The sequence below is a fragment of the Alteromonas sp. IB21 genome (genome assembly GCF_016405965.1).
In the GTDB taxonomy this organism is placed as follows: domain Bacteria; phylum Pseudomonadota; class Gammaproteobacteria; order Enterobacterales; family Alteromonadaceae; genus Alteromonas.
Map to the genome: position 1 here is coordinate 258,530 of NZ_JAEFCD010000001.1, position 12,906 is coordinate 271,435.

The following is a 12,906-nucleotide window of genomic DNA, read 5'->3' on the forward strand; positions in this document are numbered from 1 at the left end:
CTATCCAGCTGAGCTACACACGCGCAAAAAATTGTTGTCGACCGTCACTACCAACGAATGATAATGGCGGAGAGGGAGGGATTCGAACCCTCGATACGCGTAATGCGTATGGTTCCTTAGCAGGGAACTGGTTTCAGCCACTCACCCACCTCTCCTTGACTGCGGGGTGCATTTTACGGATTCGTTGGCGTGAGTCAAACCTTTTTTATAAAGAAAGTGTTTGCTCGCTGTCATTTTAAACGATTCGAGCAAAAAACCAGTAATCTGTTCACAATACAAGCAATTAAATAAAATGCGCGTCGTTTTTTCTTCGGCCCTTCCCAAGCTTTGATGCTACAGGTCTTTAATATAGAATAGATTTATAGCCAAGAATAAGCGCCTGATACCCTTATTTGTAGTTTTTTACTCATGAAAAACTATCAACGCAATGATAGTTGAAAACAAAAAAGGCCAGCGTAATAGCTGACCTTTTCCGATGAAGCGTATAATGCAATTATTCGGCTGAACCTGGCTGACCGCCCTTTTCTGCTTGAATGCGCATGTATATTTCTTCACGGTGCACAGAAACTTCCTTTGGTGCGTTAACACCGATACGTACCTGATTCCCTTTTACGCCTAAAACAGTGACAGTTACATCATCACCAACCATAAGCGTTTCACCAACTCGACGAGTCAAAATAAGCATTCTCTTGCTCCTGTTCCTTAATACTGAACGTCATCCCTAAGATTTGCCAACCCATCAGCACGACCCGATGGAAGCGACAGTGATTCCATGTTTTCGCGTCACTTCAAAAACTCACCGTTATATACAGAAATAATTATAGCTTATCTTGTAACCAAGCGTTAACCGAATCTAATGCTTGCCCCAAGTTTTCAGGGTTGTCACCGCCAGCTTGTGCCATGTCAGGACGACCACCGCCTTTGCCACCGACCTGAGATGCAACAAAGTTAACCAATTCACCGGCCTTCACTTTATTGATTAGGTTCTTTGTAACGCCCGCAATCAAATTCACCTTTGATTCATTCGCTACACCTAATACTACGATCCCCTCACCGATTCGGTTCTTAATGTCGTCCATCATCGAGCGTAGTGACTTTGCCTCAACGCCTTCCAAATTCGCTATAAGCACTTTCACGCCATTTATTTCTACTGCATTACTAAGCATATCAGCACCTTGCTGACTCGCCAGTTTTTGTTTCGCAGAATTGAGCGCTTTTTCTAGTTCTTTAGTCTGATTTTGTAGAGAAACTACGCGATCGACTACATTTTGGCTATCCGTCTTGAGTAAAGAAGACAAAGAAGACAAGGTTGCTTGCTGAGCTTGAACTACCTCGAGAGCTTGCTCACCAGTAACCGCTTCGATGCGTCGAACGCCTGACGCGATACCTGCTTCACTGGTAATTTTAAACAGACCAATATCACCAGTACGTGAAACGTGAGTCCCGCCACAAAGCTCTACAGAGAAGGGCCCCATTGTGACAACGCGAACTTTTTCGTCGTACTTTTCTCCAAACAGCGCCATTGCACCTGAAGCTTTGGCTTCTTCTAAGTCCATAAGTTCAGTGGCTAGCGTGTGGTTTGCTCGTATTTCTTGGTTAACTCGTCGCTCAATCTCCACAAGCTGCTGTGCCGTTACCGCTTCAAAATGAGAGAAATCAAAACGCATTCGTGGTGCTTCAACCAATGAACCTTTCTGCGTTACGTGCTCACCTAGAATTTCACGCAATGCTGCATGAAGTAAGTGCGTGGCACTGTGGTTCTTTTTGATGGCCTCGCGGTTAGCGAGGTCTATAGCAGCTGTTGCCGTGTCGCCTTTAGTAACTTTTCCTTTCACCACGCCTTTATGTGCAAACGCATTGCCCATTTTCTGAGTGTCGGTTACAACAAACTCCCCGTTAGCTACGCGAAGTACGCCTTTATCGCCGGCTTGACCACCACTTTCTGCGTAGAACGGCGTGCTGTCTAATACCACTACACCTTCTTGACCATCTTCTAGCGTATCAACAAATGCATTGTCGGCAATAAGCTCAACAACATTTGCCTGACCTTCTACATCGGTGTACCCAGTAAATGACGTCATGTGATCGATAGCGAGTTTGCTATTGTAGTCTGCGCCAAAGTTGCTTGCCTGCTGTGCGCGTGCACGCTGGGCCTGCATGGCAGCTTCAAAGCCTTCTTCATCAATTTTGAGGTCGTGCTCGCGCGCCACATCATTTGTTAAGTCAGTAGGGAAGCCGTAGGTGTCGTAAAGCTTAAACACCACATCACCTGGCACAGTATCGCCCTCTAAGGTCTCTAGCGTATCGTTTAGAATAGCCATTCCGCGGGCTAGCGTTTTGCTAAACTGCTCTTCTTCAACGCGCAGCACTTTTTCAATAACAGGCAGCTGGTCAACAAGTTCTGGATACGCATCCCCCATTTCTTTAGCCAGTGACGAAACCAGCTTATAGAAGAAAATATCGTCTGCGCCAAGCTGATAACCATGACGAACCGCACGACGAATGATTCGGCGTAATACGTATCCGCGACCTTCATTAGATGGCATAACACCATCGCAAATTAAGAAGCTGCATGAACGAATATGGTCAGCGATAACACGAAGAGATTTGTTTTCAAGATCTTCAGTACCAACAATCGACGCTGCCGATTTGATTAGGTTTTGAAACAAATCAATCTCGTAGTTGCTGTGCACGTTCTGCAAAATAGCAGAAATACGCTCAAGGCCCATGCCCGTATCGATAGAAGGTTTGGGAAGCGGCTCCATGGTACCGTCAGTTTGCTTGTTGAACTGCATGAATACCAAGTTCCAAATTTCAATAAAACGATCGCCGTCTTCTTCAGGTGTTCCCGGAGGGCCGCCCCAAATGTGCGCGCCGTGGTCATAAAAAATTTCAGAGCAAGGACCGCATGGGCCAGTATCGCCCATAGACCAAAAGTTATCTGATGTGCTGATGCGAATAATCTTTTCTTTTGGCACGCCAATATGGTTTTCCCATAGATCGAAAGCTTCGTCATCTTCAGAGTAAACGGTAACTAGCAACTTCTCTTTTGGCAGGCCAATCTCTTTTGTTAAGAAATTCCATGCGAACTCAATCGCCTCTTTTTTGAAGTAATCGCCAAAGCTAAAGTTGCCTAACATTTCAAAAAATGTATGGTGACGAGCAGTGTAGCCTACGTTTTCAAGATCATTATGTTTACCACCAGCACGAACACAGCGCTGAGACGATACAGCACGGGTATAACTGCGCTTTTCTGCGCCTAAGAAGCAGTCTTTAAACTGGTTCATGCCCGCGTTGGTAAAAAGAAGTGTGGGATCATCTGCCGGTACCAGTGACGAGCTTGCCACCGCTTGGTGACCATGGCTTTTAAAATAATCGATAAACTTGTTACGTAAGTCAGCAGTTGATAATGTCATTGAAAACCTAACTTCCTTTATTCTATTAACGACGAGTGCGATTTGCCTGTTTTACTGAGCGTTATAATCAGGGCGTTTGCCATTACGCAATGTGCAATGCCGCATTACAATTCTCTGAATAAATTAAAATGCACACAAATTTGCGCAACAATACCACGGAAAGCGCGTTTTTGTTAAGTGGAACAAGAACAAGATAGGAACAAAACTCACTTATTCTCGACATACAAAATAGACATTATTCTGTTAAATGGCGAAAGGCTGGTATCTGGAAAGGTTGAGCGCTAGTCGTGGTCGTTTGCGCTTACAGCGTAGTCTATATGCTCTTGATAAAAACCTCGGTATTGCAGGAATTGTTTTTGCTTTTGTCTTAACACAAATTCAGCTTCGTAAAACCCGCCAAACTTCTTTTCTTTGACCTTTTTCGCGCTTTCAAACCAATCAGCGTCAATCTCTTGCATTGCTTCATAAGCGGTACTTTCATCTATGCAGTACTGCTGTAAATCTAGCTTGATAGCCCGTGGCCCTTTTCCTTTTAGATAGAGCGCGCGAGCCCGACTTTCAGCGAAGCGCACGTCACTCTGGATATCCGCACTTCTAAACTCTTCTAAAATCGGGATAAATGCATCGCTCTCTATGCCTTTTTGCTTAAGCTTCCGTACTATCTCACTAAAGCTATGCTCTCGTCGTGCTAGCATGCGAGTAATCGCTTCGGTAATGATCTTTCGGTCAAATTCTGACATTTTTGTAAACTAACTATCCTGTATAAAACGTAGAAATCACGTTATTTTAACGCTAAGTATTCGTTATTATCGACTATTGCAGCATCAACATATCAATTTCTACAAAATGTAAATTGCATGACAGCACAAAACTATCGCATAAGAATAATAAATTCAGTTGAAAAGCTTCCTAAAGCGCGCTGGCAGCAACTTGCGCGGGGTGCAGGCCCGTTTCTTTCCTATGAATTCTTACACGCGCTAGAAAACAGCGAGTCTTGTACTAACGAGTCCGGCTGGCAGCCATGCCATATTGTTCTATCCGAAGGCCAACACGAAAACGTTGATGCCATCATACCTGGGTATTTGAAAACGCACAGCTACGGCGAATACGTATTTGATCATGCGTGGGCTAATGCTTATGTGCAACATGGTTTGGACTACTATCCTAAATGGATATCCGCCATACCATTTACTCCGGTGACGGGCCCCCGCTTGTTAAGCGATGGTCAATTTAGCTTAACCCCTGCGCTTATAAACGAGTTCGAGCAAGCCCTCGCTGACCATGCCAAGAGAGAGTTCGATGAAAATCTGTCTTCATTTCACTGGCTTTTCCCAGACAATGCAACGTCTACACAACTAACACAGTCTTCTGAAATGCTGCCACATTACCTCACGCGATACACAGTGCAATTTCAGTGGCATAACTATGGATATGATGATTTTGATGCATTTCTTAGCGCGCTTACGTCGCGTAAAAGAAAGGATATCAAGAAAAGTCGACGAAGGCTCAGCGAACAAGGGGTTCGCTTTACGCATCACACCGGCGATGAGATTACCCCTGAAACCCTTCAGTTTTTTACAAAGTGTTACAAAGCAACCTATTTAAAACGAAGCGGTCACGTGGGATATTTAAACGACGCCTTCTTTGAGCAGCTTGTCGAAAATATAAGCGATAAAATGCTTATTGTTACTGCAATTGAAAATGATGTCGCTGTAGCCAGTGCCCTCTTCTTTTATGATGAAACGGGATTGTATGGCAGATATTGGGGAGCGCTGAAAGAGATAGACGGCCTTCACTTTGCCTGCTGCTATTTTGAAGGCATTGAAATTGCCATTACAAAAAAGCTACCGCTTTTTAATCCCGGTACCCAGGGTGAACACAAAATACTAAGAGGCTTCGAGCCTATGTACTGCCGTTCGCATCACAAATTACGTCATGCGTCGTTTCACAGTGCTGTAGCAGACTTTTTACAGCGAGAAACACCGCATATAGCAAACTATTTTAATCAGGCACGGAATGCTTTACCGTTTAACAAGGAGTTTGTGCCTACTTTAAAAACAACGAGTGTCAATTTACCTAACGACGACACCTACAATCAAAACGAGAAAAACGATGAAATATAAACTTTTAGCCGTAGCAATTGCTGCATCATTAGGCCTTGCAGGCTGTGGACAGCCTGAACAGGCGCAAGAACAAACTAGTAGCGTTGAAGCGCCTGAAATGAAAGGTGAAGCAGAGCTTGGTTCCTTTGGCGTCGATTTAACGGCACGCAATGAAGCAGTAAAACCTGGCGACGACTTCTTTATGTACGCAAGTGGTACATGGTACGACAATTATGAGTTACCAGCCGATAAAACGCGTTATGGTGCTTTTACCGGTCTTGCCGAGCGTAGTGAAGAGCAAGTTAAAAACATCATTGATGGGCTTATGGAAAAATCTTCGCTGAACGCAGAAGAAAAACTTGTTCACGACTTTTTCGTTGCTTATATGGATACTGATTCCATTAACGAAAAAGGGATCGAGCCAATTAAAGACGTACTTACGTCCATCGACAGCATCGAAAACAAAACAGACCTAACCAAAGCATTCGGTAACAGCTGGTTAGTAGGTTCAAACACGCCAATTGGTGGCGGTATGTGGTACAACCGCCTTGACCCGAACGAATACCAATTAAGTGTTGGTGTAGGTGGTTTAGGTCTTCCAGATCGCGACTACTACCTCAGCGATAGCGAACGTTTCGTTAAAATCCGTGAAGCCTATGTAGCGCACATCGAACAGATGCTTAATTTTGCAGGTGAAGAAAACGCAGCAGAAAAGGCAGCAAATATTCTGGCCCTTGAAACACAAATTGCAGAAATTCAGTGGCCGCGGGAAAAACGCCGTGACCGCGATTTAACCCTAAATCAGATTGAGCGCAGCAAATTGTCTGACGAGTACCCGGGTTTTGATTGGGATACCTATTTTGCACAAACTGGTTATAAGGTGCCTGAACTAAATATTACACAGCCTGAGCCAGTAAAAGACGTTATTAAGATTATTAACGAAGCTGACTTAGCCGATTGGAAGTCGTACTTGAAGTATCACACGATTTCAAACAATGCGGACTTCCTCTCTGAGGACATCTACTTAGCTAACTTTGACTTCTTTGGTCGTACATTGAGCGGTCAGCAAGAACCTCGTCCTCGCTGGAAGCGTGCAGTTAGTCAAATGTCAGGTACTGAGTCACTCGGTTTTGCCATTGGTAAGATTTACGTAAATGAATACTTCCCAGAAAGTTCTAAAGAACAAATGGCAGAATTGGTTGAGAACTTGCGTACAGCGCTGGGTGAGCGTATAGAAAACCTAGATTGGATGAGCGAAGAAACCAAGGTAAATGCAAAAGAAAAGCTAATGGCATTCAACCCTAAAATTGGTTACCCAGACGAATGGCAGTCTTTCGATGGCGTCACAATTAGTGATAAAGACCTTGTGAGCAATGTTCGTAACTTACGCACATTCTTCCAAGACCAGTCGGTAGAACGCGAGCTAGAGAAGACCGACCGCAACCGCTGGGGCATGACGCCACAACGTGTTAATGCGTACTACAATAGCTCGTTCAATGAAATTGTATTCCCAGCAGCTATCTTGCAACCGCCATTCTTTGACCCGAATGCCGACGCTGCTGTTAACTATGGTGCAATCGGCGCGGTAATTGGACACGAGATGGGCCATGGTTTTGACGACCAAGGTTCGAAATCTGATGCGAATGGCATTCAGCGCAACTGGTGGACAGACGCTGACCGTGCCGCATTTGAAGAAAAAGCAGATATGCTTGCCGAGCAATACAGTCAGTATGAGCCTATCGAAGGTAACTTCGTTAACGGTCGTAACAGCCTAGGTGAAAATATTGGTGACGTTGGTGGTCTAGCAATGGCTTACCATGCCTACAAACTTAGCCTTAACGGCAAGGAGGCACCAGTAATTGATGGTCTAACCGGCGATCAACGCTTCTTCCTAGCGTGGGCCCAAGTATGGAAAGAAAAACGCACTGAAGAAAGCATGCTCAACCAGCTACGCGCAGGTACACACGCGCCTGGTCGTTACCGTGCTCAGGCGCCAAGAAACCACGATGCGTGGTATGAAGCGTTTGACGTGAAACCAGGTGATGCGCTGTATCTTGCGCCAGAAGAGCGCGTAAGAATTTGGTAATGGATTAACTTATCCATTTTGGGGACCGTAGCGCCGGATAGCGACACACATCCGGCGTTTACCCAGCGGCGTTTACTGGTCCGGACACAAATGCTCGGCAGGAAATGCTAAGCATGTAAAAAGGGCGGTACGAAAGATTTCGTACCGCCCTTTTTTAAATTTATTATCAGCGTTGACTCGCCCTTTGAACGCCTTGCCTCAACGCATGCCGATCTACTTCCCATATTGCGCTATAACGTCACGGACATATTGCTTACAGCGCGTTACAGCCTCTGAGAAATCGCCATTACCTACGCTTCCCATAGAATAACGTAGCCAGTAGCCGTCTATGAGTGCCGCGGTAGAAGCGGCTATATCCTTAACCTGCTCTGAGCGGATCAGTTCGCGATAGCTATAAGCAAGATTTCGCTCTAGACGCTTATGATTTATGCACTGCAAACGATGCAGTCCTTCATTGTGTAGTGACAGCGCCCAAAAGTTGAACCATGTATTAGTTGCTGAACTTGCGCCTTGCGTTTGCGAGAAGTTATTTTCTATGATGAAGTCAATGCGTTTAAGCGGGTCGTCGATACGTTTAGTAATTTTTAACGCGTCGAGCAGATGGCGCATAGTCGCTTCAATTAACCCTTGTTTATCACCAAAGTAGTGACTAATAATTCCTGATGAAAGCCCTGCTCTTTTGCTAATTAAGCTTATGGTGGTGCCGTGATAACCGACTTCAGCCATTACTTCCAATGTTGCTTCAATTAACTGCTTCTTTCGAACTGGCTCCATTCCCACTTTGGGCATGCTACAACTCCAAACCTAAAATCAAATAAACACTCTGCGGCAGTACTTAGCTGCCGCAGATATGATATCACGATTAAAAGGTTAAGCGTGCGTTCACTGCTACAGCGCGAGGCGCACCAATCCAAAAAGCACCAGGGGCAATAGTAGATGCGTAATCTTCATCAAACAAGTTGTTTACTGTAAGGCGAACTTCAAGTTCTTCTATACCTGGGCCAATGTTTTCTATAAATCCACCTACATAGAAGTCACTCACTATGTAGTCGTCAACTTCTGCAGCATTATAGATATCAAGATAACGGCCATCCACGTACTTAGTTGATAGGCCAGCAAAATAATTGTCACGGGCCCAGTCGAAGCTCACTACTGCCATGGTATCCGGCGTGCCGATAACCGTATTACCCTCAATCGCCACCAACGACATTTCAGGGTTATTGGGGTCAGCGATGGCGGCTTGAGCATCAGCTAGCGTATCGTACTGCGTACCCGAACTTCCTACCGTCGCCACATATTCAGACTCGCTTAGCGTAATCGAGGTAAACAAAGAAAGTTCTTCGGTGAGCGTTATATCTGCTGAAATCTCAACACCACTTGATTCAATACCACCTACGTTTTTGTATCCACCGGCAGCCGCTTCAAGAAAGTCTATTCCCTCTGACGTTTCGTTACTGGTAAATTGAATACGGTCGTTAAACTCAATATTGTAGTAAGTCACGCTGGCATTGAAGCCCGGTGATGCGTAGCGGAAACCAACATCGATGTTATCGGCCGTCTCTGGTTTGATAAAACGAAGATCAGTGTCATTTCGCTCAAGTTGAGCATCTTTGATAGCCGCAAAGTTTTCGCCATAGCCAGCAAAGACTTCTAAGCCCTCAATAGGTAACGGTGCAACAATACCGGCTGAAAACAGCGTATCTGAATCAGTATTCACGGCTAAGTCATTGGCTGAGTCGAAGTTGTCAGTTTTCTCAATATCGACGTTAAACTTCTTAGCACCCGCGCGAATTCGGGCAAAGCCTAAATCAAGTTCATCTTCCACGTAGTACATTAAGGTATCAACTGGGAAAGTTCTGTCGTACTGCACCCAGTAAGGCACGTTGTCATAATCGACACTAATGGAAGAGTTCGTAACTTTATGCCAGTCACGAGACTCATCACGATCATAGTCTTCCCACCAAACACCAAAGCGTAACGTATTGTCAAAATTGCCGACCTTAGTGTACCAAACGGCATCAGCGTTTAGGCCTATACGCTGTTTGGCATAATGTGTATGGCGGTATGACCCCACAGGAATTGCACCTTGTTCATGACAACCCGGGTCATACTCTGGCCCAGCCCCTCCGTAAGGGAAAGTTAACGAGCTTTGACAACCTTCGATTGGGCTAAGCTGGTTGCCTTGTCTATCGACAAAGTAAATTTGTCCTAGCTCTTGACCACCGAATACCGTATTGCCTACAACAAGTTCTGAATGTCCTTGCGCGCCATCATCGGTAATATCAACAATGTATGGTGGAACCCATTCGCCGCGTCCTTCATTGTCGTGATAGTAAGCGTTTGTCATAAAATCTACTTGGCCAATTGTGAATTCAGCTTGTAGGTAGGCGAAAAGATTTTCGCGTAATGTAGACCAGCCTCGACGATAAGCCTGATCCTGATAAGGTACGCCAGTCCACTCATCTGTTAACTGGTCCCAATCCGGGTTTTGCGCATACTGTGCTAACCCATAAATACGCTGGTAATTGTCTTCATGAGTATCGTCGTAAGAGAGATAACCGGTAAGAGACACATCGTTAATGGTAGAGATAAACTTCATTGCCAAATGGTCACGTGTATTCTCTGCCGCCTGCTGCATAAAGTCAGAGCTTTCTTGGCTTGAAAGGCTTATCCACGCATAGGTATCTTTAAAGATTTCGCCTGTTTCATAGCGGACATAATATTTTGATGCATCAAACTCACCCGCAGTCACACTCGCTACAAAACCTTGCTCCATAGACGGGTCAATGGTAGTAAAATTAAGCGTGCCGCCTAAGGCCTCATGTGAACGTGAGGCAATATCTGCGGTACCTTGGGATACTTCAACGCCTTTGACGTTTTCAGTATCAATATAGCGGTTTGCTTTCGCACCACCGCCGTAATTTGAATTACCATTGGCAATTCCATCTACCGTCATACCAATTTGTTGTTCATTGAGGTTTACCTGAAAACCACGAATAACGATAGATGTAGACCAATCATCAGCACCAAAGGTGTCGCCTTCGTTAATCAGAACACCAGGTAGATTATCCACCGCGGCTAGCACGCTACTAAGATTAGCTTGCTGCTTAAACATATCTTCGCTTGTTGCGTTATTTGCGTATGAAACGCTTCGTCCAACAACGGTAATTTCTTCTATGCGTTCTTCTTCTGCGCGTTCAGCTTCTTCTGCCATGGCAGAAGACGGTGCACTTAGGGCAGCCATTGATGAAAGTGCAGCAAGCACGGCTAAAGAGAGTTTATTGTGTGATTTCATGTGTTTCCCAAAGTAGTGTGTATTATTTGTGCACTACTTTAGGTAGGGATTGTTACAGTTGCGTTAAGTTTAATTGAACAATCAATTAATAAAATAAGAATGAATTAGTCCGGCCGGAAAATAAGATTATGCTAAAACATACCTATAAAAATAAGCTAGCGTTGGAGTGTGATTATATCAGTTAACTTTCTTAGTCCGTTTCTAGTTTTCTAGCACCGGCATATGAGAGTGGACAATTATCTGTGCGGACTAATAGTATTAGAAGAAGTGTTTAAAAGTTGGAGTGGCCTCAATTTTGGCATAAAAAAGCCCTCACGAAAGAGGGCTAAAAAGGGAAAAACGTGTACTTCTCTTGTCTTACTTTACGACTGCGATGCGGCTTGAAAACTGGTGTTTTTGCTTTCAGTCCCGGCTACTTGCTTTTTTGCGTAAAGCAGAGCGTCGTGTAAAGTTTCGAAATTAGGGATACCGGGATGCGCTTCGTTAACGCCTTCAAGTACCTTGTTCACTGCTGCATTTGCACCGCAAATTACCAGCTGGCGTCCTGCTGCGAGGGCGTCAGACGTTACTGTGTCTACGGCCATTGCAGCGGATACGTCCATAAGCGGCACTCGAGAGAAGTCTAGAATGGTTACCTTAGAACCTGCCTTAACGCGCTCTCTCACATGGTGACCTAAATCTGCGGCGGCACCGAAGCTTAGTGGACCGCCAAAGCTAAAGATTGAAACCTTGTCTTTGAGTGACTCCAGCAGTTCATTCTCTTTAGGGTCGTTAAGCGACTCAGGAATTTTCTTAAGCTCTTCAATTTGTAGCTGAGCAATTTGCTTAACGTAGGCAAGAGCAGCAAATACCACGCCTACACCAACCGCGGTGATAAGGTCTACAAACACCGTTAGCGCAAGAACCATGATCATTAAGCCGAAGTCCCAACGCGGTCCTTTGTGTGCGCGTTTCAGGTAGCTCCAATCAATAATATCAAGACCAACTTTAACCAGAATACCTGCAAGAACAGCGTGAGGTATTTGCGCCGCTAGCGGGCTAAGGCCGAGCACTATTGCAAGCAGCACTAGCGCGTGAACCATACCGGAAACATTGTATTTACCGCCGCTGCGGATGTTTACAACCGTACGCATAGTTGCACCTGCACCTGCGATACCGCCGATAAGGCCTGCGAAGGTATTACCAATACCCTGACCGATGAGCTCTTTGTTACTGTCGTGACGAGTCCGCGTCATGTTGTCAGCGACAAGTGAGGTTAGCAGGCTATCAATTGCACCGAGCACCGCAAGGATAAAGGCTGCTTCTAAAATAAGTAGCGCTTTACTTTGTTCAAAAACCGGAAGATGCAGGCTTGGTAAACCAGTAGGGATATCGCCTAGCACGGGTACTGAAAGTGCCAGGCTTACTAGCGTACCAATAATTAGCGCGGCAAGTGCGCCAGGTACAAACTTACCTAATTGTGGAGGCCACTTATAGGCAATAACGAGAGTACCAAGTCCAAGTGCCAAGGTAGCAAAGTTGATATCTGCAAGCGCAGTCGGTAGATACGACAGCGCACCAATTGTACCGCCAGGAGGCTCGTGGCCTAACAAGCGACCAATTTGCAAAATAATAATAATTGCCCCAATGCCCGACATAAAGCCTGATATTACCGGATAAGGCACCAACCTAATGTACTGGCCGACCCCTAAAAAACCAAAAATAATTTGGAATATACCGGCTAAAATGACGGCCGTGAATATAAGGCTAGCGTCGCCAGAAAGGCTTGCAAACAAACCAGCAAGAACAACCACCATAGGCCCGGTAGGGCCTGAAATTTGAGCTGGTGTACCGCCGAAAAGCGCCGCAAAGAAACCGACAGCGATAGCACCGTAAAGACCCGCCATTGGGCCTAAACCTGACGCTACACCTAAGGCAAGCGCCAGTGGTAAAGCAACAATACCGGCAGTCAAACCGCCGGTAAAATCACCTCGTAAATTAGAAAAATTAATTTTTACCATACTAAAG

8 protein-coding genes and 2 tRNA genes (1 of these 10 running past the window's edge) are annotated in these 12,906 nt (G+C 45.2%); 2 read left to right on the forward strand and 8 right to left on the reverse strand.

Annotated elements, in window-relative coordinates:
* The 5 genes from JC525_RS01110 to JC525_RS01130 form a co-directional block, all read right to left on the reverse strand.
* Positions 1-23 (reverse strand) — tRNA-Arg (locus JC525_RS01110); it reaches 154 nt to the left of the window's first position.
* A gap of 41 nt (positions 24-64) precedes the next feature.
* Positions 65-155, reverse strand: a tRNA-Ser gene (locus tag JC525_RS01115).
* Positions 156-493: 338 nt separating this feature from the next.
* Positions 494-685, reverse strand: coding sequence for a carbon storage regulator CsrA (gene csrA / locus JC525_RS01120; RefSeq protein ID WP_012517705.1), 192 nt, complete (start codon positions 683-685; stop codon positions 494-496).
* A 133-nt stretch (positions 686-818) separates the two neighbouring features.
* On the reverse strand, positions 819-3,416 hold the full coding sequence (gene alaS / locus JC525_RS01125; RefSeq protein ID WP_198813480.1) for an alanine--tRNA ligase: 2,598 nt from the start codon (positions 3,414-3,416) through the stop codon (positions 819-821).
* A gap of 281 nt (positions 3,417-3,697) precedes the next feature.
* Positions 3,698-4,156, reverse strand: coding sequence for a regulatory protein RecX (locus tag JC525_RS01130; RefSeq protein WP_198813494.1), 459 nt, complete (start codon positions 4,154-4,156; stop codon positions 3,698-3,700).
* Between the two features lie 117 nt (positions 4,157-4,273).
* Here JC525_RS01130 and JC525_RS01135 point away from each other — a divergent pair, with 117 nt between their 5' ends.
* Positions 4,274-5,539 carry a GNAT family N-acetyltransferase gene (locus JC525_RS01135; protein WP_198813497.1) on the forward strand — a complete coding sequence of 422 codons (1,266 nt, stop codon included), beginning with the start codon at positions 4,274-4,276 and terminating at the stop codon, positions 5,537-5,539.
* Positions 5,529-7,604 (forward strand): M13 family metallopeptidase, encoded by a 2,076-nt coding sequence (locus tag JC525_RS01140; RefSeq protein ID WP_198813500.1) that lies wholly within the window; start codon positions 5,529-5,531, stop codon positions 7,602-7,604. Before JC525_RS01135 ends, JC525_RS01140 begins: the two co-directional genes overlap by 11 nt.
* Positions 7,605-7,817: 213 nt before the next feature.
* On the opposite strand, the gene betI is transcribed toward JC525_RS01140, so the two are convergent.
* The 3 genes from betI to JC525_RS01155 all read right to left on the reverse strand — a co-directional run bounded on the left by betI (position 7,818) and on the right by JC525_RS01155 (position 12,899).
* Complete coding sequence (gene betI / locus JC525_RS01145) at positions 7,818-8,393, reverse strand: transcriptional regulator BetI (RefSeq protein WP_269822320.1); 576 nt, start codon at positions 8,391-8,393, stop codon at positions 7,818-7,820.
* A gap of 73 nt (positions 8,394-8,466) precedes the next feature.
* Positions 8,467-10,899 carry a TonB-dependent receptor domain-containing protein gene (locus tag JC525_RS01150; RefSeq protein ID WP_198813513.1) on the reverse strand — a complete coding sequence of 811 codons (2,433 nt, stop codon included), beginning with the start codon at positions 10,897-10,899 and terminating at the stop codon, positions 8,467-8,469.
* A 362-nt stretch (positions 10,900-11,261) separates the two neighbouring features.
* A complete protein-coding gene (locus tag JC525_RS01155) occupies positions 11,262-12,899 on the reverse strand; it encodes a SulP family inorganic anion transporter (protein ID WP_198813515.1) in 1,638 nt (545 codons plus the stop codon).
* Between the last annotated feature and the right edge of the window lie 7 nt (positions 12,900-12,906).

Excerpts from the sequence above, each read along its gene's own strand:
- csrA (WP_012517705.1), bottom strand. The coding sequence starts at position 685 with ATGCTTATTTTGACTCGTCGAGTTGGTGAAACGCTTATGGTTGGTGAT.
- betI (WP_269822320.1), bottom strand. The coding sequence starts at position 8,393 with ATGCCCAAAGTGGGAATGGAGCCAGTTCGAAAGAAGCAGTTAATTGAA.
- JC525_RS01150 (WP_198813513.1), bottom strand. The coding sequence starts at position 10,899 with ATGAAATCACACAATAAACTCTCTTTAGCCGTGCTTGCTGCACTTTCA.
- JC525_RS01140 (WP_198813500.1), top strand. The coding sequence starts at position 5,529 with ATGAAATATAAACTTTTAGCCGTAGCAATTGCTGCATCATTAGGCCTT.
- JC525_RS01155 (WP_198813515.1), bottom strand. The coding sequence starts at position 12,899 with ATGGTAAAAATTAATTTTTCTAATTTACGAGGTGATTTTACCGGCGGT.
- JC525_RS01135 (WP_198813497.1), top strand. The coding sequence starts at position 4,274 with ATGACAGCACAAAACTATCGCATAAGAATAATAAATTCAGTTGAAAAG.
- JC525_RS01130 (WP_198813494.1), bottom strand. The coding sequence starts at position 4,156 with ATGTCAGAATTTGACCGAAAGATCATTACCGAAGCGATTACTCGCATG.
- alaS (WP_198813480.1), bottom strand. The coding sequence starts at position 3,416 with ATGACATTATCAACTGCTGACTTACGTAACAAGTTTATCGATTATTTT.